Here is a 22,982-nt window from a genome sequence, read left to right on the forward strand (position 1 = left end):
ATTCATCTCGATATCAAGTATCTTGACATAAAGCTATAATGATCGATCCTTATGAAAGGCCTCATGCCGAGTCCGGGAGATACCAAGCCATGAAGATCGCGCGCCGTTTCGGCCTGATGCTTGCCCTGGCGCTTGCCTCCCCGGGCGTCACGGCCGAGCCGGTCCGCCACGCGGGCGATACCCAGGTCGAGACCGGGACGGCCACCGCGACCGACGGATCGACCATGGCCTATGAGATCGGCACCCTGTTCGTGCCCGAGAATCGCGACAAGCCGGGGAGCCGGTTGATCGGCGTGGGCTTTGCGCGGGTGAAGGCCGCGCATCCGACCGGCGCGCCGCCGATCGTGCTGCTCGCCGGCGGGCCGGGCGTAACCATGCTCGACATCATCCTCGACCATGACGAGGCGGCGCGGCGGCGAGTCAAGGTGTGGCAGGCCTATGCCGAGGTCGCCGACCTCGTGGTGATCGAGCAGCGCGGCTACACTCTGCGCGGCGACCTGATGGAGCTGGAGACGAGGCCGCTGCCGCTCGACCGGCCGATGACCATCGCCGACGATGTGGACGTCGTGCGCGACCTGGCGCGGCGTGCGGCGGCAGCCAATCCCGGCAAGGACCTGTCGGGCTATACCATCGTCCAGGCCGCGGCGGATGTCGACGACCTGCGCAGGGCACTCGGCTATGACCGGATCAGCCTGGTAGCGGCGAGCTTCGGGTCGCAATGGGCCTTTGCCGTGATGAAGGCACATCCGGGGCTCGTCGCCCGGGCGGTGATGTCCTCGATCGAGCCGCTCGACTATGGTTATGACATGCCGTCGACGGTGTTCGCGGCGTTCCAGCGCATCGCGGTCGAGGCCGACCGCGACCCGGGGCTGAAGCCGTATCTGCCGAAGGGCGGGCTGATCGAGGCGATCCGGGCGACGCGCGACCGCTTCGCCAAAGGACCGGTGACCGTCACCGTGAAGGACGCCGCCGGCGCGACGCGGCGGATCGTGATGGGGCTCGAGGATTACCAGCTCGCGCTGATCACCTATTCGGCCGATGCCGCGACCTTTCCGCGCTTCATATTGTCGGCCTGGCACGGCCATTATGACGACTGGGCGCGCGACGAGATCGACTGGCGCAAGGCCGAGAAGCGCGCGCTGATCAACCCGTTGATCAATATCGGGCTGGGCATGTCGGCGGCGCGGCAGAGCCTGTTGTGGAGCGACCCGGCGCTGCCGCTGCTCGGCAGCTGGAACTTCGCCTCCTATCTGGCGACCGCGGGGGAATGGGCGACGCCCGATGCCGGTGATGCGTTCCGATCGCCAGTGCCCGACCCGACGCCAATCCTGTTCGTGCAGGGCGACTGGGACACCTCGACCCCGATCGACAATATGCTGGCGATGCTGCCCTATTTCCCGAATGCCCGGGCGATCCTGCTCCACCGGGCGCAGCATAACGGGACCTTCGCGCTGCTGCGCAGCCGGCCCGAGGTTGCGGCCGGGGTCTACGACTTCCTGCGCAGCGGGCGGACCGACGGGCTGCCGACGGATATCGCGCTCGACCCGGTCAGCTTCGCCAGGCCCGACTTCCCCGCACCCGCCGGACGGCAGGGCGGCTGAAGTCAAACCAAGTAATTCCAGGACATCGGCGATAGTCGAAACCGCTTTTTGCCATGCCATGTCGGGTGCTTTTTTTGCATCGCCGCTTCCGGGAAGGACGATCTCGCGCGCCGCGACGGCGAACAGGGTTTCGAGAAACGCGTCGATCCCATGTCGTTCGATAAAGAACCTGGCATAACCAATCTTCGGAATCGGCAAAGGGTTATGAGAATCGATCCATTTATCTTCATCTTTTCTGGTCGCACTCGCCGTTTCTCGTGAGGGCGCCGCGGGAATACGCCATTCATCAGGACGGCGACTGCGCAGCCAGCGCAGCGCGACCCTGGGATCGGCGAGCACGCGGCGGGTGTAACGCGCGACGACAGGCTCGCGGCCGCGCAACCTGAAGATACGCTCGGCCTGATATTCGTAGCCGGTCGCGCGGCGATAGGAGGATGTCTGGACGGACGCGGCCGCCCTGGCCCGGCCCGCCGCCACCGCGGCGGCGAAATCCGGATAGCGGTGGAGCCAGCGATAGAGCGTCGCTGGGCTGACCGTGAGGAAGTCGGCAAGGGCGGCATTGTCCATGCCGAGACCGCAGGCGAGACGTGCCCGACGCGCAAGGCCGGGCTGGTAGTGCGAGGGACGGGCCATGCCGACGGCATGCGCGGATTCGGTGCATGATTGAATCGAGACGGCGAGACGAATCGTCGCCCCGTTTGAATCGCTTTCTCGCAACCCGACGCTCCACTGCGCCGGAATCCTGCGCGATTCCGGTGTTTGTGCATGAATTTGAAGCGCCCAACGCTAAAGTCGCGCTCCTTTGATGAGAAACGCCGTGGGCGATCTGATATCAACCAGGGGGCCTCGGCACGCTCCAGCGGCGTGTCGAGACTCGAACAAACAAGATACATAAAATTACAACAACGCGTCGCCAAAGAATAGATACATCCTATAGTATATTCCGATCAGTTCGTCGCGATGGGGCGGACTTGTCTGGAATGTCTTCGGAATAGCTCCAGCGATAGTTTGTAGATAAGCCGCGGTCATTGCGGTATGTTCGGAGAGGTTTGCCAGAGGAGACTCGTGCTCCTCGACAAAGGCATCGTGTCTTCCAGCGATGCGGCGGCGCGGCCGCTTGCTGGACGGCGATGGAGTTCGCCCTGCGCCGGGCCGACAATGCTCTTCGAGGAAGCAGATCATGCAGCGACGACCGGAAATGTGCATCGTCAACCGAGAGCTGGTGGAGGATCTGGAGCCCCTGGTCGGATCGCAGGCCGAGGTGATGCAGCGGCTGGGGATCAGCTGGAACAGCTGGATCAAGATCGTCGCCGGGTTGCCGGTGCGCAAATCGGTCGCCCAGCGGCTGAAGGACCGGGCGCTGGCCCAGGCCGCCACCGTGCAGGGGCTGCGGACGAAATTCCCGTGCAGCTCGGCGCCCGACGGGATCAACCGCGCCGCGCTGGAGAGCGTGTTCATGGCGCCGGCCGCCAATGACGCCGGGCCGGCGACGCGCCTGCCGGGCCATGGCCTGCGCGGCGTGCGGCAGGCGCGGTCGTTCGGCATGAGCGAGGGCGCGCCGGGCTGATCCCGGCCGGGCGGGGCGGAGATGCGGGCCCGGCCTTTTCACGACCGATTGCTTCCGACCAGCAGCCTCCCGCGCCCCGGCGCAATCAGGGCCGATCCGAGCTGAACGGCTTCATCTGCCGAATCGGCGTCCCGTTGATATCGGTCAGCCGCCCGGCCCAGACGGCCTGGTACAGCTTTTTGAGATCGGCGGTGTCGTCAGCGGTCAAATAGCTGTCGGCGCCATAGTTCATGATCGAGAACCGATTGTCCTCGCCATAGAGTTCGGATGGCCAGGCCTGCTCGCTGACATTCGCGAAGAAGTGCCGCAGCCCGAAGATATGGCCGATTTCATGCACGAGCGTTTCGACCTGCTCCTTCCTGGGCTGCCCGAACATCTTCGGGTACAGCACCAGCTCGTGCTGCCCGTGATCGGGAAAAAAGGCGCTGGCGAGGACGCAGCCGTTGATGTCGCAATCGTCGGCATTGCGCACGGTGATCTCGAAGTCCCACGCATCCTGCCGCTCCGCGAAACGGATCGGCGCCGCGTCCCCCCACGCGGCAAGCGCCTCGCCCATCAGCGCTCGTATCGCGGCCTTCGTTCCCTCCGGATCGCGAAACTGCCGCATCGATTGCTCCTGGAAGCGATAGCGCAGCATTCCATTGGGCGCCCAGAGAGGAATGAAACCGCCGGACGCGTCGACCCGGAGGTCGAAGAGCGACCGCCCCTTGGGGGTCGCATGGCCCCGCCGGTCGGTCTTGCACACATGCCCGGTGCCGAAAATATGAACCTCGGGGTCCGGGCGCTGTGTCTCGGCGAACTCGAACGGAGCGGCTTTCTTCATGGTGTGTCTCCCGATGACCTGCATGGCGATCGGAATCTAGCGGGCGGGAGGAGCGGTACCCGTGACCGCCGTCACGCCGCCGGGAGCGTGCCCCGGGGCGATTGGCGGGGCTGGGGAACCGGCGCGATAGGGCGGTACGGCCCGTTTGCCGCCGGACCGGGGCGAAGAGCGCCACGCCGGCTAGAAATTAATATAGTGTCCCCGAGTTTCGTCGGTCAGTTGCCTGGGGAATCAGCGACGGATGTCGTGCACCACGCCTTCGTCATGCATCTTCTTCAGGTCGGCGATCGGGATCACCAGCCGGTCGGGCGCGTAATAGTCGTGGGATGCGGCCTTGCCGTTGTTGATGTCGCGATCCACCCCGCGCCAATCGGTATAATAGGTCGTCGCCACTTCCATCTCGACCGCGCCGCCCTTTACGCCGGTGACTCGCATCGCGCTCAGCATCTCGGGTGCTTCCGGGCTCTTGAGCAGCTTCGCAATATCGGTTTCGTAGACGTCGCCGACATGCGGCGCCTGGACATAGCCGCTGTCCGCGGCGCTATCCGCCGCCGCCGCGATCGAGCCGAGCGCGAAGACGCTGCCGATCGCGCCAAGGCCGACCGTCCAGCCGCGCCGGTCCCAGAACGGAATGGCGGCGCGGACTTCCTTGTCGTCGAAGCTCCCATGATCGGCGAGATGCTCCGCACCGCAATTGCCGCACAGCAGATAGGGCGTCTTGTCGGTGATCCAGCGGAACAGCCAGTAGATGTGCCGAATGCGATAGGCGATCATCTTCGAGAAGGGCGCATCGTGATCGCACCGATTGCAATGCAGGGTGCCGGCCGATCCGACATCGGCGATCGCGCCCTTCGACCCCCAGGAAATAAAGAACATGCCGAGCCCCCTCCGCGTGCCGCACTTCGAAAGGAAGCGCGATTTCGGGAAGCATGACAGATGGTTATTACACCCGCAACGTCATATTCGGACGGTGTTGGGCGCAATCGGGAGCAAGCGCCCTTCGGCCCGTTCTCACTTCAACCCCTTGGTTTTCTGCTCCGTCACGAACTCCTCGAAGGCGCCGACATAGGCGTCCTCGAACCCGCGGGTGATCACGGTGATGTCGGTGGTCGACACGGTCGGATAGAAGTTGAGCTTAACCCCGCCGCGCCCCTGCACGAGGGTGGGCGTTGCCTGGCCACCACGGAAATCGCGAAAGGTGAAGTTCACGCGGAGCGTCGGCGGAAAAAGAGCCGTCTTCAGGAAGTACATGTCCCGCACGATGATCTCGCCGTAACAGGCACCGGTTGCAGCGGTCATCCGGCCCTTGGCCGATTTCCACTGACTCGTCTCGGTCGGCTGCGCGTTGGGCACGATCACCACAGCCGGCATGGCGAACAAGGCCGCCAGATCGAGCCGGGCAAGAAGCGCTGCCTGGCGCCTGCCCTCCATGCTCCGCCGCAACATGCCTTCCACGGTTTCGGGCCTGGCGCGATTGCCGTCGAGCGCCGGCCCAAGCACGCCGCCGCCCATCGCCTCGGCGAAGCCGGTCACATAGGATTTGATCTTGCCGGTCGACCAGACATGGATCTGGCAGGCCTCCGCACCCGGAGCCGGCGCATCCGGGGCGAGCACGGCAGTGCGGTCGCGCGGGGGCGGAGGAAGCTCGGTCGCTACGGGCGTCGGCACCTCCTGCGCGATCACGGGCGTTCCGATGACGAAAACGCAAGATGCGGCGGTCAGCCATCGGCCTCGAACGATGATCCCCATTCCACTCCCCTCTTTTGTCGCTTCATCCCGCTGCCCGCGGCTGAATCTCCCCGCCGGCCTGCCGGAACTTTGCGCCCAAGGCTGCCAAAAGTGCAGCGTCCCTGTTCCGATATGAGGGGCGTGGAATGGCGGAGTCAAATTTGGTGGCGAGCCGGTTTCGGCGCCATTGCCGGGCTGCTAGAACCGCTATCGAGTAGGCTGTCGGGAAGGACCGCATGAAATCCCTGTTCGATCGTATCCTTGGCCGTCGCAACGCCGAGACGCCACCCGCCGAAACGCCGATGGCTGCCGAAGCCGATCCGAACGAGAAGGTCGACTGGCTGCGCGATTCCATCCGGCGCGATGTCGCGACCGGCTTCTACGACGAGGATGCGATCCTGACTCATGCGACCGACTCCTTCGAAGAGGAGTTCGAGCCGGCCGAGCTGCGCCGCAACGCGCAGCGGCTGCTGCGCGAGGCACTGGCCGAGCAGAGGGAAGCGCAGCGCGGCTGGCCGGCGCGGACGGACTGCGACAGACTGGACGACGCCTTTGTTGCGCTGGAAGCCAGAGGCGTCATCTCGCGCCAGCACTTCACCTGCTGCGGCACCTGCGGCTCGAGCGAGATATGGGATGAGATCGACGCGGTGCAGAAAGCCGGCCGGCCGACGCGCGGCTATGCTTTCTATCATATGCAGGACACGGAACGCGCCGCGGAGGGGGGCGGGCTGTATCTGAACTATGGTGCCTGCGAGGAGGGTGAGGAGGCTGCGCTGGGGGTGGCGAAGGATATCGTCACGCACCTCGAAGCGCATGGGCTTCGGACGGAATGGGATGGGAGTTGGGGTCAGCGGATTGGGGTTTCGCTGGATTGGAAGCGGCGGCGTTAGAGAGTCTCCCTATTTAGCAAACTTGCGTATTCATTGATATCGCGCTTTGCGCTCTTCATTTGCCAAGGCGTCCAACTCCTGCGCATTGTAAATCCTTCTAAAAGTTAAATTTACTCTCGGACCACACGGTCTGGATTCGCGATTAATTGCATGTTTCCAAAATCGTTGAGTCGCCCCCTTCATCAACATCACACTTCCATCAGTCAGCGGAACAGAGACCGTCTGGAGATCCTTTCTAAGCTTGTGCTTAAATAGAAAGTTCCTCGTATCCCCAAAACTAAGAGACGCAATGACCGGCTCTCGCCCCAACTCCCTCTCATCGTCACTGTGAAAACCCATGCTGTCACTATTGTCTCTATAGAAATTCAAAAGAACGCTGTTAAATCTCGCTTCGGTGCAATCTTCTATTCTTCTCTTTAGTTCTCTAAGAAGGTCTGTCCATGGCAGTGGAGTATTTTTTATGCCTGAATAAAGGTACGTGCGATCCGGATCGCCGTACCAAGCGGTCAACCTTGGCTGCAGAATCTTCTTTCCGTAAATGTTCATCTCTCTTTGTTGCCACTTCGTCTCTGATATCAATCTTTCAAAAATTACCAGGTGGGGAGCGTGAGTATCAAGATCACGAAGAATTGATACATCCGCATCCACCATCGGAATTGGTTCAAATCTCTGCTCTGATGAAAATAGATCTTTCACAAATCAACCCGTGATAATCGCTAGGACAAAATTCGTAGCATTCTTTTTTGGCCTATGATCTAACTCCACAGCCAGCGCAGCTATACTTGCCTTATCGTCCGGACATGACATTGAAACACTACTATCCGAGAGGACTTCTATAGAGTTCTTAGGTAAAATGCCGTTTGCGTATTTCCAACCAAGCCCGTCATTGTCGGCGAAATCTACAGCGACGAATATTTTGCCTGCACCCATCGAGCTAAATAAATGCTTCCAAAACGAAGCGGATTGCCCAACTATTTTGGACTTCCGTATTTCGGACATAAAGAAATTAGACATGACAAGATGAAACTTCGAAAAATCCAACGCTTTATAGGTCGTCGGATCCGACGCATCAAAGACAACAAATTTAAAAGAAATATCTATGTTCCCTTTAACGCAATCTAGGACCTTTTGGCAGGCGCTCTTCCAAGAAGGTTCCTTATCAAATATGGTTACTTCAACCTTCTTTCCCCCGAACTCCTTCTCCGAGTGACGAATAAATCGCGACACTCCGATCAACTCCGTACCTGGGCCGCCGCCAATGCAAGCCACCCGAGTCAAGGGGCGAGAAAATATCGGCGGGCGTACCTTCGGATTTAATTTTCTAAGGGTTGAGTAAATATAGTATCCGTGTGCGACCGAGTATTTATAGAGGTAGCAAAATTTCTTTATATCGGCACCATAATCCGGGTTATCGCTATTAGAATAGTATTTGGCGTGAAGATCGTCAAATTGAGCTGTCGCATGTGATACAAACTTTTGCCCGGACGCTGCCCTTGCGATTGCCTCAAAATGCGAAACTGCAGACCTAGTTAGCTGGTAGTCGCTCATTGCGTCGCCCCTCAGTAGAAGGCCCTCGTGACTAAGAGACAAAACGGCGGAACGCGATCTTTAACTCTTATCGGCTCTAAGACATTAGAACCTTCAATCGAAAAAAATCACGCATCTCCGAATCGCCGTGGCAGCGCACTGAATTTTCCCGCACGAGTCGAGCGGACAAGAACCTCAGCCAGCAACATGCCCATAAGTCGCATATAACTCCAGCACCCGCTCCGGCGTAATGCCTTCCGCCTGCGCCCGGGCAAGATCGTGCTCCTCGTTCGTCAAGGTGATGACCGACCGCTGACGGCGACGCCCCCTCCACCATTCGCGATGAGCGAATGGTCCCCTCCCCCGGCAGAGCCGAGGGAGGCCTTTTAGAAGGCCCTACTCCGCCGCCGGCAGGTAAATCTCCCCACCCTTCTCACGAAACTTTTCGCTCATCTCGTTCATGCCCCTCTCCGCGTCGCCATTCGCGAAGCGCGCACGCGCCGCATCGTCGGCGCTTGGGGCGAGCCCCCCTTCACCATGCTGCGCATGGTCCCCCTCCCCGTTCCGGGGAGGATTGGCAGCCAGGAAGCTATCCACGCCGCTGTTCTGCTTCGCCGCGAAGTCGCGGACTTCCTGGGTGATCTTCATCGAGCAGAATTTGGGGCCGCACATCGAGCAGAAATGCGCGGTCTTGGCGCCTTCGGCGGGGAGGGTCTGGTCGTGATATTGCTCCGCCGTGTCGGGATCGAGCGACAGGTTGAACTGGTCGCGCCAGCGGAATTCGAAGCGGGCGCGTGACAGGGCGTCGTCGCGGAGCTTCGCGGCCGGGTGGCCCTTGGCGAGATCGGCGGCGTGGGCGGCGAGCTTGTAGGTGACGACACCTACCTTCACATCGTCGCGGTCAGGGAGGCCGAGATGCTCCTTGGGCGTGACGTAGCAAAGCATCGCCGTGCCGTACCAACCGATCATCGCGGCGCCGATGCCGCTGGTGATATGGTCGTAGCCCGGCGCGATGTCCGTCGTAAGCGGCCCGAGCGTGTAGAAGGGCGCTTCCCCGCAAACCTCGAGCTGCTTGTCCATATTCTCCTTGATCTTGTGCATCGGCACATGGCCGGGGCCTTCGATCATGACCTGGACGTCCTGCTTCCAGGCGCGGTGGGTGAGTTCGCCGAGCGTGTAGAGCTCGCTGAACTGCGCTTCGTCATTGGCATCCGCGATGCTGCCGGGGCGCAGACCATCGCCGAGCGAATAGGCGATGTCATAGGCCTTCATGATCTCGGTGATCTCGTCGAAGCGCTCGTAGAGGAAGCTCTCCTTGTGGTGCGCGAGGCACCATTTCGCCATGATCGAGCCGCCGCGGCTGACGATGCCGGTGACGCGCTTCGCGGTCATCGGGACGTACGCCAGGCGCACGCCAGCATGGATGGTGAAATAGTCGACGCCCTGTTCGGCCTGCTCGATGAGCGTGTCGCGGAAAATGTCCCAGGTGAGGTCCTCGGCGACGCCGCCGACCTTTTCCAGCGCCTGGTAGATCGGCACGGTGCCGATCGGCACGGGTGCGTTGCGCAGGATCCATTCGCGCGTGTCGTGGATGTTGCGGCCGGTGGAGAGGTCCATCACCGTGTCCGCGCCCCAGCGGATCGACCAGACCATCTTGTCGACTTCCGCCGCGACGTTGGAAGCGACGGCGCTGTTGCCGATATTGGCGTTGATCTTGACGAGGAAGTTGCGGCCGATCGCCATCGGCTCGGATTCGGGGTGGTTGATGTTGTTGGGGATGATCGCGCGGCCGCGGGCGACCTCGTCCCGGACGAATTCGGGCGTGACGTGATCGGGGATCGAGGCACCCCAATCCTGGCCGTCGCGGATCAGCTTCTCCTTCGCGGCGGCGCGGCCCATATTCTCGCGGATCGCGACATATTCCATTTCGGGCGTGATGATGCCTTTGCGGGCATAGTGCATCTGGCTGACATTGTGGCCGGCCTTTGCGCGCAAGGGGCGCTTCACGACATTGGGGAATTGGGGCACGCCGGCTGAGCGATCCGGGCCGGACAGGCCGTTGTCCTCGGGCCTGATCTCCCGCGCGTCATAGCTTTCGACGTCGCCGCGGCCGACGATCCAGTCGCGGCGGAGCGACGGCAGGCCGGCGTTGATGTCGATGATCGCCCTGGGATCGGTATAGGGGCCCGAGGTGTCGTAGACCCGCAAGGGCGCCTCGCCGCTCGACGGCTCGAGCATGATCTCGCGCATCGCCACGCGCCATTCACCGACATGGATTTTCCTGGAGCCGCGGATCGGGCCAGTGGTGACGCCGATTTCGGTGCGGGCGGGGATGTCGGCCATGTCTTCACTCCAATGATGCGGAGCGAGGACGGTTTCCGGGTGAAAACCACTCCCTCCCTCCGCCGGTCTCAACCGGATCAGGTTCGGCGGGTCGGGGGCTGCAGCCCCCCTCTCAGGCGCGCATCAGCGCCCCCCCGGGGAAGGGACCGGTCTAGGCGCGTCGGCGCACAAAGAAAAGGCCGCGCGGCGTTCTTGTTCGCGCTTCGCGAAACGGTGCCGGCCCGCTCCCCCACCCGGCCTCCCACAGAATATACTGAATGGGAGGCCGGGTGGGGGAGCGGGCCGGCACCGTCTTATCGCACGATCAGCTCGCGGCGCTGGTCTTGAAATAGGTGCTGATCACGCCGTTGGGGTAGAAGCCCCCGCCCGTCACCGCCGAAGAGGTGGTGTAGAGCACGTTGAGCACCTGCCCCGGCGTGCGGCCGAAGACGATGCCGTCGATATTGGTCGGCGTGACGTTGGCGGTCGAGGCGTTGCCGGTGACCCCCTGATCATTGTCGCTGGCGCCGTCGAACGAATCCCGGGCGTTGCTGAGCTGATCGGTCGCGGTGCGTGCGGCGGCGCCGCGGGCATAGAGCTGCGAACGGATCATCGCCGCGTGGAACGACTTGGTCGCCAGGGCATCGGCCGCCGCGTTGACATAGACCAGGTTCGCGATCGACGGCGTCGCGCCGATATAGGCGCTGACGATCACATCCTGCAGCAGGAACGCGCCGAGCAGGAAATTGAACTCGCTCGCATAGGGATCGAACTGATCGGCCGGGCCGATATAACCGCCGGCGCGCGCCAGCCGGGTGAAGCCGCCGGTGATACTGTTGGAGATGTCGATCGCCGGCTGGGCCGAGACGGCGGCCGAGCCGATCGCCGAGCGCAGGAAGCCGAGCAGGGCGAGTTCGCCCGCCGCGATCTCGCGCGCATATTGGCCGAGCACGACATCGGTGAAGGTCACCTGAGCGCCGCCCGTCACCGCGCCCTGCGTGCCGGTGCCGGTGAGCAGCGCAGCGCCGCCGCCGGGCAGGGTGCTGGAGGCGGGGATCGCCTCGATGCCCGAGCCCGTGGTGGCGCGGACGAAATATTGCGCGACGAGATATTGCAGCTGAAGCGCGAAATTGAGGTAATCCACGTCGAGCGCGACCGTGGACGTCGCGGTCGGCGACGGCGTGGGCGTGGCGGTCGAGGTGGGGGTGGGCGTCGGCGTGCTGTCGCTGCTGCCGCCGCAGGCCGCGAGGCCCATCGCCATGGTGGCGCTGCCGGCGAGCAGCAGGAAGCGCCGGCGCTGCCCGACGCTGCGGTCGTCGTCGGCGCCGGTCATGTTCGGCGCCAGGATCGGGGTATCGGTATCGATCATCGTGAAATCTTCCCTTTGGGGAGCAGGTGCGCGATCAGTTCGCCGAGCTGACCTTCACCGTGCCGTTGAGGCCCGCGGTGAAGAAGCCGCCCGACGAGACGGCCAGGCTGTTCAGATAGAAGATGTTCAGCACCTGGCCGGTCGAGCGGCCGGCGATGAGGCCGTCCGCCCCGTTGGGCACGACGTTCGACTGGATAGTGGCGCCGGTCCCGACGGGCGAGATGCCCTGATCGAGATCGGTGGTGCCGTCGAGCAGGTCGCGGAGCTGATCCGAGATCTTGTCGGCATTCGTCCTGAGCACCGGCGTCGCGACGCCCTTCGAGTAGAGCAGCGAGCGGATCACCGCGGTATGGTGCGAATGGGCCGAGAGCAGGCCGAGGACCTTGCCGAGGAAGGTCTTGTCGGAGATCGACGCGGCGGCGCCGGCAAAGGCGGTGACGATGACGTCCTCGAAGATATAGGCGCCGAGCAGGAAATTCTCGTCGCTGGCATAAGGATCGAACGCCCCGGCGGCGGCGATGCCGGCGCCGACGGCCGCCTTGCTGAAGCCGCTGCCCGCGGCAAAGCCCAGGTCGATCGCCGGCTGGGCCGTCGCGCCATCCGTGCCGAGCGTGGCGCGCAGGAAGGCGACATGCGCTGCCAGGTCCTGCTGGATCTCGCTGGCATATTGCGCGACGAGCGGATCGGTGAAGGTCACCTGACGCGCGCCGGTGGCGGCGCCGGCGGTGCCGACCCCGGTGAGCAGCGCGGCGGGAAGGCCGGTGCCGGTAACGGCGAAGCTGTAATATTGCGCCGCCAGATATTCGATCTGGAGCAGGAAATTGCCCATGTCGTTGTCGGCGATCGTCGCAGCCGAGGCCGAGGTCGCGATCGACAGCGCGCCGGCGCCCGCGGCGGTCGCCGCGGCGGCACCGAGCGCTGCCCTGAAGAATTCGCGGCGCTCATTACGCAGCGTCGTTTCCGGCTGGAGGGCCGATTCGCCACCCTCGATCAGCTGCTGGTCTTCGGTCAAAGCGACCTCTCCTTGAGATGGTGTCCCATGCGACAGGACGGATTCAGCCACCGTTTCCCGTCATTTGCATGCCGGGCATGTCGATTCCGACCGGTTTCCGTATCCGGGTAGCCGATGTGCGGGGGCGACAGCAACAGGCGTTCGTCCCGATCCGTCGCACATCCTTCGGTCCATCTCAAAAAAGGGATCAGAAAGTATAGCCCAGCCCCAATGCGCCGAACCATTGGTTGCGGCTGCCGGCGATGCTCACCACCGGGCTGGCGGCATAACTGTCCTGCATCCGGGTGTAGGAACCCATGGCATAGATGCCGAGGCCGTGGAGCAGATCCCCGGTGAGGGAATGACCGACCACCGTGCCGAAGGTCAGATCCTTCCAGCCCTTGCCGCCGGTGTATACCGGCAGGCCGCTGCGCAACGAGCCGGCGGCGTCGACATCGAAATAGGCGCGGGAATAGCCGGCGCCGGCATAATCGGCGGAGGCCGAGAGGCCGACAAACGCCGTGCGGCTGAGCGGCGTGCTATATTCGATCGAAGGGGTGATCACATAGCTGCGATAGACCTTGCTGACGTCATGGACATAAGCGAGCTTGATCGTGAGATTGTCATAGTCGCTGGTGATCAGGCCGGTCTTGCCGATGCCGATGAAGCCGCCCGCCTCGAGCGCGATCTTGCGGGTGCCGAGCGCCTGGACCTGAGGATCCTTGATGCGGGCGACCCGGTTGAAATTGAGCCCGACGATCGGGCCGAGCTGGAAATCGAAGGACGGGCCCGACGGATTCGGGATCAGATCGACATAAAGCTGGGTGTTGTGGGTCGAGAAGGCGAAGCCGCCGATCTTGCCGCGCGCCGCCACGGCGGGGGCGAGGATATAATCGTTGGAGCCTTCATAGCTGGGCATATAAGCCGCGCCGCCGCCGATGGTGAGGCTGTTGCGATCCTTGTCAGGCGCGTCCGGCGGGGGGGCTTCCTGGGCGAAGGCGGCGGTGGCGGTGCAGCACAGCAAGGTCGCGGCGAGAAGAGCGGTACGGTTTTCCGTGATCACATGGCTACTCCAGGAACGGGTTTCGCATCGCAACGCGTCCATTGTCGCTTTGGGTCCATCGTCACCGCCTAGAGCAGATAAAGCATTTTCACCTGTTGCGCATCCGCATCACCCGAGACGGTGAAACGCGCCGCCTTGAAGCTGGGCGGGCCGAAGGTGATGATCGGGTTGCGCGAGAAGCCGAAGCCCTCTTTCGGAATGCCGGCAAAGGTATCGAGCTTGCCGTTCCCGTTCTCGTCATGGATCACCGCGATGGCATAATCGCCGCGCGGCAGGCCGTCGAAGCTGATGTCGTGGCGGGTCGCCGACACCGACCGGGTCACCGCGCGCTTGTCGTCGGTGCATTTGGGGAAGTTCGACGGATCGGCGGTGAGGCAGACGCGGATCAGGCCGCGCGTCGAGCGCAGCTTCGCCACGTCGAGCGACAGGTCAGAGACCGGCATCGCCCCCGGCAGCAGCGCCATCGCGACGATCGCCAAGCCCGGCCGCTTTACGACGCGCGCGTTCATGATCGCGGACAAAATCCCCGATGCCGCGATCGGTACCGCAGAGGCGATCCCAGAATCGGAAATAAAGCCCATAATTCCCCCCATATTGCTCATGGTGCCGCTGATGATGGCTCGCGGTGATGAGCCAGCCCCCCATTCGCCCCCGCCACATGAACGCAGGGAAAACCTCCCACCCCATATGGTTGGTAACCCCCATAACGGTCATGACGGTGAGCACCACTCCGAGCGCGTACGGATGGATCGGAATCACGAACACCAGTAGCGGAATTGCCACAGCGCCGGTGATCGCCTCGATCGGGTGGAACGCCATCGCCGCCCAGGCGGTGGGCGGGCGGCTGGCGTGATGGACGGCGTGCGCAATGCGGAACGGGCGCGGCAGGTGCATCCAGCGATGAGTCCAGTAGAACCAGCCGTCGTGCGCGATCAGATAGAGCAGCACCGAGACGGGCAGGTACCAGAGCGGGAAGACGTGGATGTCGCTGTAGATCAGCGTCCAGCCGCGATTCTGCCACCCCCAGGCGATGATGCCGGCGGGAACGCCGTAGATCGCGGCGGAGGCGAGGCTCCACCAGATCTCGCGCCGGATCTGCGGATCGAGCCCGGCATAGAGGCCGGGATGCTTCGCCCGGGTCGCCACGGCGAAGGCGCCGCTGACGATCAGGTAGCGGATACCGACGATCAGAGTCATCGCGACGGCGGAGAGCAGGATGGCGAGCAGGGCGGTCATCGCCACCGCCTTACACGGCAATGCCCCGGCTAGACCACCATCGCGGCGCAATCCCGCGCGATGCGTTCCATCGACTCGCGCGATTCGCCGGCTCGGGCGCGGACGCTCAGCGAGTGGAGCACCGAGGCGACGATCGCCGTCGAGGGCTCTGGACGCGCGCTGCCCGCGGCGATGAGCAGTTCCTCGATGCAGCGATCCTCCATGGCGAGGAACCTGCCGAGCGCGGCGCGGACCTCCGGGTCGGCGGCGGCTTCAGCGGTGGCGGTGCCGATCAAGAGGCAGCCCGACGGCCCCTTCTCGCCCGACATATAGCCGTCGAGCGCGCCGATCAGCATCCGCTCGACCATCTCGCGCAAGGGCAGACCCAGGCTGCCGAGCGAGGCGAAGCTGCGCTCGGCCCGGTCGGTCAGCCGGGCGAGCGCGGCGAGATACAACGCACGCTTGTCTCCGAACGCCGCATAGAGGCTGGGGCGAGCGAGGCCGGTCGCTTCGGCCAGCTCGTCGAGCGAGGTACCGGCAAAGCCGTGCGTGCGGAAGCGCTCCGACGCCGCCTTGAGCGCGACATTGGCATCGAAGCTGCGCGGGCGGCCGCGGGGGCGTTGTGACAAATCTGTACCGTTTCGCAATGAATCGTTGACTTGGGCATATATTATGCGAAACGGTACGGAAATCAACCAAGGCCCAGGGAGGTCCCCATGAAGCTCTATTTCATTCCCTTCGCCTGCTCGCTCGCAACGCGGATCGCGATCGAGGAGGCAGAGCTCGATGCCGAGTTCGTCCAGGTCCCGCCGGGCGGACGCCTGCCCGACGGGCGCCCGTTCACCGCGATCAGCCCGATGGGCTATGTCCCGGCGATGGAGACGATGGGCGGCCTTGCGCTGACCGAGGGGCCGGCGGTGCTGACCTATATCGCCGATCTTGCGGCGGAAGGCGTGCTGGCGCCGGCGCCCTATACCGAGGAGCGCTATCAGATGATGCGCTGGCTCAATTTCATCTCGACCGAGCTGCACAAATCGGTGTTCACGCCGCTGATGAGCAAGGCGCCACCCGAAGGCGCCAAGGCCTGGGCACGCGAGCTGGCGACAAAGCGGCTGGACCTGCTGTCGACTCATCTCGACGGCGCCGATTATCTGCTCGACAGCTTCAGCGTGGCCGATGCCTATCTGCTGAGCGTGCTCAACTGGTGCGAACATGCCGGGGTGCCGATCGCCGACTGGCCGGTGCTGCTCGGCTGGCGAACAACGATGCGCAAGCGCCCTTCGATCGCGCGGGCAATGGGGGCGGAGATGCCGCTGCTTCAGGCAGCCTGAGCGGGGCGGGACGGCGTCAGCGCTTTTTGGCGCCGTCCTTCGGGCTGAGGGGCGAGACTTTCGTCCCTTCCACCATCCAGGCGACGTCCTTTCCGGTCCCGACCGCGATGGGCTTGCCCATCCATAGCGACAGATAGACATGGATCTCGGTCGGATGCGGATCGAGCAGGTGCGTGACGAAGCCCATGACCGCATCCTTGGGCTGCGCCACGACGAGGCAGCTATTGGTGAAATCGCGCATGGCGGCGACCTTTCCGTCCAGCCCGATATCCACCTCGTGATGGCCGCCGAACGGATAGGCGTCCTGCGTGACCATCGGCGTGAGAAGATATACCGGGATGGTGCCGTCCGACTGGGGCGGCAGGACCACGCTGTTGTAGGGCCGGTCGACGCAGCCCTTGAGTTCCAAATCCCGCGCGACTTCGAGCGCTGCGGCCATGCGCTCGCCCTGGGCCGAAAGCGGCTCCCTGACGGCGGGGATGCGTTCGGCGGCAACCTTGCCGTCCGCATAGTCGGCGGCATAGATCGCATAGGGTTTCGTGCCCTCGAACCCGTAATAAGTGACGGTCAGGGCGTCGCCATGCGGCTCGACGACCCAGCCGCGGATCGCGGCCATGGTGTCGCGCGGCAATTGCTTCGCCACCATCGCGTCCGTCGTGTGCCAGGCGGCCTGATCGAAGGCGTAGAGCTGGGCGCCGCGGCGGCTGACCGTCTCCAGATCCGCGGTCTTGATCCGCTCCTGCGCCATGACTGGCGACAGCGCTAAAGCAACGGCGGCAATGGCGGTCAGGATACGCATGAATGGCTTCCCCTCGACGCCGATCCTAGCCGGGGCCCGAAAAGGGGCAAGCGCGCGATTTGCACGACGAAGCGATTCGGCTACGCCAACACCATGCCAGCCCTCCTTTCCTGCGATATCGCGATCGTCGGCGCCGGGCTGGCCGGCGGGCTGGTGACGCTGGCGCTGAAGAAGAAGCATCCCGACCTCGACATCAGGCTGATCGAGGGATCGGGCGGGGTCGGCGGCAACCATCTCTGGTCCTTCTTCGCCAGCGACGTGGCTGACGCCGACCGGTGGATCGTCGCCCCACTGATCAGCTATGGCTGGAAAAGCTATGATATCGCTTTCCCGGCGCATCGCCGGACACTGAATGCGGCCTATTATTCGATCGAATCCGAACGGCTCGACGCCGTGGTGCGCGCCGCCCTGCCCGAAGGCGCGCTGATGACCCGGCGCAAGGTGCTGGGCGCCAGTCCGACCGCGGTGGTGCTGGCCGATGGCGACCGCATCCAGGCCAGGGGCGTGATCGACGCACGCGGGCCGGGCGATCTCGGGCTGCTCGAGCTGGGCTGGCAGAAATTCCTGGGGCGCGAATTCCGCCTCGCGGAGGATCACGGCGCGCCGCATCCGATGGTGATGGATGCAACCGTCGAGCAGATCGACGGATATCGTTTCATCTATTGCCTGCCCTTCGCCGCGACCCGGATGTTCGTCGAGGACACCTATTACAGCGACACGCCCGGATTCGACCGGGCGGTGCTGACTCAGCGGATCGCCGATTATGTCGGCGCGCGGGGCTGGCAGGTCGATCATGTCGCGCGCGAGGAAGCCGGGGTTCTGCCGGTCGCGATGGGTGGCGATTTCGAGGAATATTGGCGCAGCGGCGGCAACAAGGTCGCCAAGGCGGGCATGCGCGCCGGGCTGTTCCACCCGACCACCGGCTATTCGCTGCCGGATGCGGTGCGCACCGCATCGCTGATCGCGCGGGCCACCGATTTTTCGGGCAAGGCGCTGCACGACCTGACCTATGGCCTGGCGCGGTCGACCTGGCACAGGCGCGGTTTCTACCGCATGCTCGACAAGATGCTGTTCAAGGCGGCCGAGCCCGCCGAACGCTATCGCATCCTCGAACGCTTCTATCGGCTCGATCCCCGTCTTATAGGCCGTTTCTATGCAGGAAGATCGACCATCGCCGACAAGGCCCGCGTCCTGATGGGCAAGCCCCCCGTACCCGTGGGCCGTGCCATCGGAGCAATCCGCCCGACCGTGCACCGGAACCCGACATGAGCCGTACCGCCATCGTCATCGGTGCCGGGTTCGGCGGACTCGCGCTCGGCATCAGGCTGCAATCGGCGGGCATCGAGACGGTCATCGTCGAGGCGCGCGACAAGCCCGGCGGGCGTGCCTATGTCTGGGAGAAGGACGGCTTCACCTTCGATGCCGGGCCGACCGTCATCACCGATCCGCCCTGCCTGCAGGAGCTGTGGGCGCTGACCGGGCGCAACATGGCGGACGACGTGACGCTCGCGCCGGTGCTGCCCTTCTACCGGCTCAACTGGCCCGACGGGACCAGCTTCGATTACACCAACGACGACAGCGTGCTGATGGCGGAAATCGCCAGGCTCAATCCCGAGGACGTCGCCGGGTACCGCAAGTTCCTCGATTATGCCGCCGGGGTGTATCAGGAAGGCTATGTGAAGCTCGGCCATGTGGCGTTCCTCGACTTCGCGTCGATGATCAAGGCAGCGCCGTCGCTGATGAAATATCAGGCGTGGCGATCGGTCTATTCGATCGTGTCGAGCTTCGTGAAGGACGAGCATCTACGCCAGGCGCTGAGCTTCCACACCTTGCTCGTCGGCGGCAACCCGATGACCACCAGCGCGATCTACGCGTTGATCCACAAGCTGGAGCGTGACGGCGGCGTGTGGTTTGCCAAGGGCGGCACCAGCAAGCTGATCGCGGGCATGGTGACGCATTTCGAGCGGCTGGGCGGGGTGCTTCGTCTGAACGATCCGGTGACGAGCATCGAGACCTTGGGCGACAAGGCGACCGGCGTGGTCACTGCGTCGGGCTGGGAAGGCAAGGCCGACATGGTCGCGTGCAACGGCGACGTGATGCACATCTATCGCGATCTGCTGAAGACATCGCGCAGCGCGCAGCGGACGAAGAACCGGCTGGAGCGGAAACGCTATTCCCCGTCCCTGTTCGTCGTGCATTTCGGGATCAAGGGCACCTGGCCAGGCATCCCGCACCACATGATCCTGTTCGGCCCGCGCTACAAAGGCCTGCTGACCGACCTGTACGACAGCGGCGTGCTGCCCGAGGATTTCTCGCTCTATCTCCATCACCCGACCGTGACCGATCCGAGCATGGCGCCCGAGGGGCATTCGACCTTCTACGCGCTGGCGCCGGTGCCGCATCTCGGCAAATTCCCGGTCGACTGGGCGGAGATCGGGCCGATCCTGGAGAAGCGCATCCTCGACGAGGTGGGGCGGCGATTGATCCCGGACATCCATGAGCGGATCGTGACCAAATTCCATTACGCGCCGAGCGACTTTGCCGCCGATCTGAACGCGCATCTCGGCAGCGCCTTCAGCCTCGAGCCGATCCTGACCCAGAGCGCCTGGTTCCGCGTGCACAATCGCGACGACGAGATTCCGAACCTGTATTTCGTCGGCGCAGGCACGCATCCGGGCGCCGGCATTCCCGGGGTTGTCGGGAGTGCCAAGGCGACGGCGGCATTGATGCTGGAGGGACCCCGGTGAGCGATGCCCTTGCGAAGATCGTCAATCAGGACTGGAGCTGGACTGGCATATGCGCCGCGGCGGTGACGGCCGTCAGCCCGATGGGCCATCTCATCGTACGGGATGAGGCTGGCGCCTTCTGGTATCTCGACCCTGAAATAGTGACGCTCGAACAGGTGGCAGCTGATGAGACCGGCCTCTTCGCCTATATGAACCAGGCCGAGACTCGCGAGGTTTGGGAATCGCTGGCGCTGGTCGAAGCCGCGCACGAACGTTTTGGCGAACCCGGTGAAGGCCGTTGTTACGCGCTGAAGGTACCGGCGCTGCTGGGGGGCGAGTACGTGCCGGAGAATCTCTGTACCATTTCGATTGCCGAACTCATCTCCTTCACCGGGAGCCTCGGCCTGCAGACCCGCGACCTTCCCGACGGCCATCAGGTCGTCATCAAAATGGTAGATTGATCCTGTGAAACGACTTGCCGTCTATTGTGGCTCTGCCAGCCCCGCCGATCCCGTTTACATCGAGTCCGCGCGCGCCGTCGGCCGCACATTGGCCGAGCGCGGGATCGGCGTCGTCTATGGCGGCGGGCGGCTGGGGCTGATGGGGGCGATTGCCGACAGTGCGCTGGAGGCGGGTGGCGACGTGATCGGGATCATCCCGACCGCGCTGGTGACTGCCGAGGTGGCGCATCGCGGGCTGACCGAGCTGCACGTCGTCGACACGATGCACCAGCGCAAACAGGCCTTCACCGACCTGTCCGACGGGTTCGTCAACCTGCCCGGCGGCACCGGCACGATGGATGAGCTGTGGGAAGCCCTGAGCTGGGCGCAGATCGGCTATCATGCCAAGCCGGTCGGGCTGCTCAACGTGGCGGGCTATTACGACCATCTGATCGCCTTTTACGAAAAGATGGGCGAGGTCGGTTTCCTGCGGCCGCAGCATCAGGGCATCCTGCTGATCGACGATGGGCTCGATGGGCTGCTCGCGAAGATGGCAGACCACACCCCGATCGAGACGATCACCAAGATGCGCGCCAAGGACCTGTGAGCGCCGACCTGCCGAGCCGCGATGCGATCGTCGCGACGGCGGGTGAATCGATCGCGCGCGGGTCGAAGAGCTTCGCGGCGGCGAGCCGGCTGTTCGACCGGAAAACAAGGGAACGGGCCTGGCTGCTCTATGCCTGGTGCCGGAAATGCGACGATATCGCCGACGGTCAGGACCATGGACACGGCATGACGATCGTCGAGGATGCCCCCGCACGACTCATGCGGATCTCGGCGATGACCGAAGCCGCGCTTGCCGGCGACTGGGTGGGCGATCCGGCGTTCGACGCGCTGCGCATCGTCGCGGCGGAGACCCGTATGCCGCCGCGCTTCGCGCGCGACCTGATCGCAGGATTCGCGCTCGACGCCGAGGATTGGCGTCCGCGCAGCGAGGCCGACCTCTACACCTATTGCTATCATGTCGCGGGCGCGGTCGGCTGCATGATGGCGGTGGCGATGGGGGTGTCGCCCGAGGACGAGGCGACGCTCGACCGGGCCTGCGATCTCGGCATCGCCTTCCAGCTCGCCAATATCGCGCGCGATGTGGAAGAGGATGACCGGGTCGGGCGCTGCTATCTGCCCGAGGAATGGCTGGTCGAGATGGACATCCCGCCCGGCCAGCACATGAAGCCGCCTTTTCGCCAGCGGCTCGCGGTGCTGGCGAAAAGGCTGGCGGCGCGCGCGGCCGAATTCGAGGTCAGCGCACGGGCGGGAACGCCGGCGCTGCCGCTGCGATCGGCCTGGGCGGTACTGGCGGCGGCGGGCATCTATGGCGCGATCGGGCGCGAGGTCACCGAGCGCGGCGAGCATGCCTGGGACCACCGGGTCACCACCTCGACAGCTGCCAAGATCGCGATGATCACGCGCGCCGCGCGGGAGGCGATCGAGCGCCGGACGCTCTACCCGCCCCTGCCGCGCGACCCGAACTTGTGGACAAGACCGCGCTAACCTTTTCCGGTGACCGTCGCGATACCTTCCGGCCCTAGCCGCGGATGCATGACCATGCTTTCCCATCGCTTTTCCCGCGCGCTCGCGCAGGGACGCGCCAAGCCGACGGAAACGCCGAGCCGCGCGTCGCTGCTCGCGATCCTGCTGAGGAAACGGGCGACCGCGCACAATCAAGGCGCGGACGAGCTGGAATCGCTGCTGCGCGACCAGATCCGCTGGTCGCTGCCGATCGTGCGCGATGTGGAAACGCGTTCAGCCGAGTAACGGCTCACCCGGATAGGGCTTGCGATGCGCCCAGATGCCGAGCGCGCCGCCCAATATCGGCAACAGCACGGCGCAGACCTGCATCCACAGCGGATGGGGCAGCATCAGGATATTGGCGATGCTGCCGGCGAGCACCACGGCGGTGACGATCTGCCCCGCCATGCGCCAGTCGCTGATCCGCAGCGCGAGCCAGGCACCGGCGAGTGGGCCGACGAACCAGCCGCCCGCGACAAGCAATTTGGCCGTCATCGGCATGGCGCCGACAACGGCGGCGAGCGCGGCGGGATCGTCGCTTTCAAGCTCGGGCATGGGATAGAGATGGCCGGCAAGCGCATCGAAGGCCGAGACGACCAGCATCGCCGCGAGCGCCCCCAATATTATGCTCAGAATCTTGCGCATCGCCTGCCCTGCCGCCCTGTCACGGACAACCTAGCAGGGCATGGCAAAAGCGGAAGGCGCTATCAGCCGCCGCGGCGCTGGCGGTCGAGCTGGACCAGCTGCGGCCGGTTCGACCGGCAGGCGGCGCTGATCACGGGATAATCGATATCGGTGTTGCGCTGGAGCATGGCGGGCATCGCCGCCTGGCACTGCGCGACCGAGGCATAACGCACCGGCACGACGCGCGCCTCGGCGCACTGCGTCGAACCATCCCCGCAGCCCATGATCGCCATGACGAAGTAAAACGGTTCCATGCTTCGGCTCCCAGTCAAGGCATCAATCGACGAAGCGAGACTCTTGTTCCGTGAAATGCTTTCGATTGGGGTCGGCCTGCCTA

The 22,982-nt window shown here is 64.1% G+C and carries 26 protein-coding genes and 1 riboswitch; of the genes, 11 read left to right on the forward strand and 15 right to left on the reverse strand.

The window, feature by feature from the left end:
- Positions 1-89: 89 nt before the first annotated feature.
- From AC1RT8_RS14800 to AC1RT8_RS14810, 3 genes are all read left to right on the forward strand, one after another.
- The gene (locus AC1RT8_RS14800; RefSeq protein WP_493076416.1) at positions 90-1,601 is read left to right on the forward strand and encodes an alpha/beta hydrolase; all 1,512 of its coding nucleotides are present in this window, start codon (positions 90-92) and stop codon (positions 1,599-1,601) included.
- A gap of 501 nt (positions 1,602-2,102) precedes the next feature.
- On the forward strand, positions 2,103-2,264 hold the full coding sequence (locus tag AC1RT8_RS14805) for a hypothetical protein (protein ID WP_493076417.1): 162 nt from the start codon (positions 2,103-2,105) through the stop codon (positions 2,262-2,264).
- A gap of 517 nt (positions 2,265-2,781) precedes the next feature.
- Positions 2,782-3,168 carry a hypothetical protein gene (locus AC1RT8_RS14810; protein WP_493076418.1) on the forward strand — a complete coding sequence of 129 codons (387 nt, stop codon included), beginning with the start codon at positions 2,782-2,784 and terminating at the stop codon, positions 3,166-3,168.
- 85 nt (positions 3,169-3,253) lie between these two features.
- Here AC1RT8_RS14810 and AC1RT8_RS14815 read toward each other — a convergent pair whose 3' ends face one another.
- From AC1RT8_RS14815 to AC1RT8_RS14825, 3 genes are all read right to left on the reverse strand, one after another.
- Positions 3,254-3,991: a matrixin family metalloprotease gene (locus tag AC1RT8_RS14815; protein ID WP_493076419.1), complete on the reverse strand. Its 738-nt coding sequence runs from the start codon at positions 3,989-3,991 to the stop codon at positions 3,254-3,256.
- 231 nt (positions 3,992-4,222) lie between these two features.
- Positions 4,223-4,867: a hypothetical protein gene (locus AC1RT8_RS14820; RefSeq protein ID WP_493076420.1), complete on the reverse strand. Its 645-nt coding sequence runs from the start codon at positions 4,865-4,867 to the stop codon at positions 4,223-4,225.
- Between the two features lie 135 nt (positions 4,868-5,002).
- Positions 5,003-5,674 (reverse strand): hypothetical protein, encoded by a 672-nt coding sequence (locus AC1RT8_RS14825; RefSeq protein ID WP_493076421.1) that lies wholly within the window; start codon positions 5,672-5,674, stop codon positions 5,003-5,005.
- Between the two features lie 281 nt (positions 5,675-5,955).
- On the opposite strand from AC1RT8_RS14825, the gene AC1RT8_RS14830 reads away from it, so the two are divergent.
- Positions 5,956-6,609, forward strand: coding sequence for a DUF6891 domain-containing protein (locus AC1RT8_RS14830; RefSeq protein ID WP_493076422.1), 654 nt, complete (start codon positions 5,956-5,958; stop codon positions 6,607-6,609).
- 30 nt (positions 6,610-6,639) lie between these two features.
- Here the strand turns inward: AC1RT8_RS14830 and AC1RT8_RS14835 are convergent, their stop codons facing one another.
- The 9 genes from AC1RT8_RS14835 to AC1RT8_RS14875 form a co-directional block, all read right to left on the reverse strand.
- On the reverse strand, positions 6,640-7,305 hold the full coding sequence (locus AC1RT8_RS14835; RefSeq protein ID WP_493076423.1) for an alpha-ketoglutarate-dependent dioxygenase AlkB family protein: 666 nt from the start codon (positions 7,303-7,305) through the stop codon (positions 6,640-6,642).
- Positions 7,306-7,308: 3 nt separating this feature from the next.
- Entirely contained in the window at positions 7,309-8,157 is an 849-nt protein-coding gene (locus AC1RT8_RS14840) for a hypothetical protein (protein WP_493076424.1), read from the reverse strand.
- A gap of 375 nt (positions 8,158-8,532) precedes the next feature.
- Positions 8,533-10,479, reverse strand: coding sequence for a phosphomethylpyrimidine synthase ThiC (gene thiC, locus AC1RT8_RS14845; RefSeq protein WP_493076425.1), 1,947 nt, complete (start codon positions 10,477-10,479; stop codon positions 8,533-8,535).
- A gap of 37 nt (positions 10,480-10,516) precedes the next feature.
- A riboswitch (TPP riboswitch) is annotated at positions 10,517-10,625 on the reverse strand.
- Positions 10,626-10,783: 158 nt separating this feature from the next.
- Positions 10,784-11,827: a ferritin-like domain-containing protein gene (locus AC1RT8_RS14850; protein ID WP_493076426.1), complete on the reverse strand. Its 1,044-nt coding sequence runs from the start codon at positions 11,825-11,827 to the stop codon at positions 10,784-10,786.
- A gap of 34 nt (positions 11,828-11,861) precedes the next feature.
- A complete protein-coding gene (locus AC1RT8_RS14855; RefSeq protein ID WP_493076427.1) occupies positions 11,862-12,839 on the reverse strand; it encodes a ferritin-like domain-containing protein in 978 nt (325 codons plus the stop codon).
- A 187-nt stretch (positions 12,840-13,026) separates the two neighbouring features.
- Complete coding sequence (locus AC1RT8_RS14860; RefSeq protein ID WP_493076428.1) at positions 13,027-13,881, reverse strand: MipA/OmpV family protein; 855 nt, start codon at positions 13,879-13,881, stop codon at positions 13,027-13,029.
- A 68-nt stretch (positions 13,882-13,949) separates the two neighbouring features.
- Positions 13,950-14,324, reverse strand: coding sequence for a DUF2141 domain-containing protein (locus AC1RT8_RS14865; RefSeq protein WP_493076429.1), 375 nt, complete (start codon positions 14,322-14,324; stop codon positions 13,950-13,952).
- A complete protein-coding gene (locus tag AC1RT8_RS14870) occupies positions 14,311-15,117 on the reverse strand; it encodes a sterol desaturase family protein (protein WP_493076430.1) in 807 nt (268 codons plus the stop codon). The genes AC1RT8_RS14865 and AC1RT8_RS14870 overlap by 14 nt, the downstream gene beginning before the upstream one ends.
- Before the next feature lie 29 nt (positions 15,118-15,146).
- Entirely contained in the window at positions 15,147-15,725 is a 579-nt protein-coding gene (locus AC1RT8_RS14875) for a TetR/AcrR family transcriptional regulator (RefSeq protein WP_493076431.1), read from the reverse strand.
- Positions 15,726-15,812: 87 nt separating this feature from the next.
- Between AC1RT8_RS14875 and AC1RT8_RS14880 the strand changes: the two genes are divergently transcribed.
- Positions 15,813-16,427 carry a glutathione binding-like protein gene (locus AC1RT8_RS14880; protein ID WP_493076432.1) on the forward strand — a complete coding sequence of 205 codons (615 nt, stop codon included), beginning with the start codon at positions 15,813-15,815 and terminating at the stop codon, positions 16,425-16,427.
- Between the two features lie 16 nt (positions 16,428-16,443).
- Here AC1RT8_RS14880 and AC1RT8_RS14885 read toward each other — a convergent pair whose 3' ends face one another.
- On the reverse strand, positions 16,444-17,226 hold the full coding sequence (locus AC1RT8_RS14885; RefSeq protein ID WP_493076433.1) for a hypothetical protein: 783 nt from the start codon (positions 17,224-17,226) through the stop codon (positions 16,444-16,446).
- Between the two features lie 93 nt (positions 17,227-17,319).
- Between AC1RT8_RS14885 and crtY the strand changes: the two genes are divergently transcribed.
- Genes crtY through AC1RT8_RS14915 form a run of 6 tightly spaced genes read left to right on the forward strand, consistent with a single transcriptional unit; the run spans position 17,320 to position 22,207 of the window.
- Positions 17,320-18,495, forward strand: coding sequence for a lycopene beta-cyclase CrtY (crtY, locus tag AC1RT8_RS14890; protein WP_493076434.1), 1,176 nt, complete (start codon positions 17,320-17,322; stop codon positions 18,493-18,495).
- Positions 18,492-19,973: a phytoene desaturase gene (locus tag AC1RT8_RS14895; RefSeq protein WP_493076435.1), complete on the forward strand. Its 1,482-nt coding sequence runs from the start codon at positions 18,492-18,494 to the stop codon at positions 19,971-19,973. The genes crtY and AC1RT8_RS14895 overlap by 4 nt, the downstream gene beginning before the upstream one ends.
- Entirely contained in the window at positions 19,970-20,413 is a 444-nt protein-coding gene (locus tag AC1RT8_RS14900; protein WP_493076436.1) for a T6SS immunity protein Tdi1 domain-containing protein, read from the forward strand. Before AC1RT8_RS14895 ends, AC1RT8_RS14900 begins: the two co-directional genes overlap by 4 nt.
- 4 nt (positions 20,414-20,417) lie before the next feature.
- Positions 20,418-20,999, forward strand: a complete 582-nt coding sequence (locus AC1RT8_RS14905) for an LOG family protein (RefSeq protein WP_493076437.1) — start codon at positions 20,418-20,420, stop codon at positions 20,997-20,999.
- Complete coding sequence (locus AC1RT8_RS14910; protein ID WP_493076438.1) at positions 20,996-21,943, forward strand: phytoene/squalene synthase family protein; 948 nt, start codon at positions 20,996-20,998, stop codon at positions 21,941-21,943. The genes AC1RT8_RS14905 and AC1RT8_RS14910 overlap by 4 nt, the downstream gene beginning before the upstream one ends.
- 48 nt (positions 21,944-21,991) lie before the next feature.
- Positions 21,992-22,207, forward strand: coding sequence for a hypothetical protein (locus tag AC1RT8_RS14915; protein WP_493076439.1), 216 nt, complete (start codon positions 21,992-21,994; stop codon positions 22,205-22,207).
- On the opposite strand, the gene AC1RT8_RS14920 is transcribed toward AC1RT8_RS14915, so the two are convergent.
- Positions 22,196-22,606: a hypothetical protein gene (locus AC1RT8_RS14920; RefSeq protein WP_493076440.1), complete on the reverse strand. Its 411-nt coding sequence runs from the start codon at positions 22,604-22,606 to the stop codon at positions 22,196-22,198. The two genes, AC1RT8_RS14915 and AC1RT8_RS14920, sit on opposite strands and share 12 nt — an antisense overlap.
- 62 nt (positions 22,607-22,668) lie before the next feature.
- Positions 22,669-22,899: a hypothetical protein gene (locus AC1RT8_RS14925; RefSeq protein WP_493076441.1), complete on the reverse strand. Its 231-nt coding sequence runs from the start codon at positions 22,897-22,899 to the stop codon at positions 22,669-22,671.
- Between the last annotated feature and the right edge of the window lie 83 nt (positions 22,900-22,982).

This window comes from Sphingomonas sp. GW821-FHT10F11 (assembly GCF_058809095.1).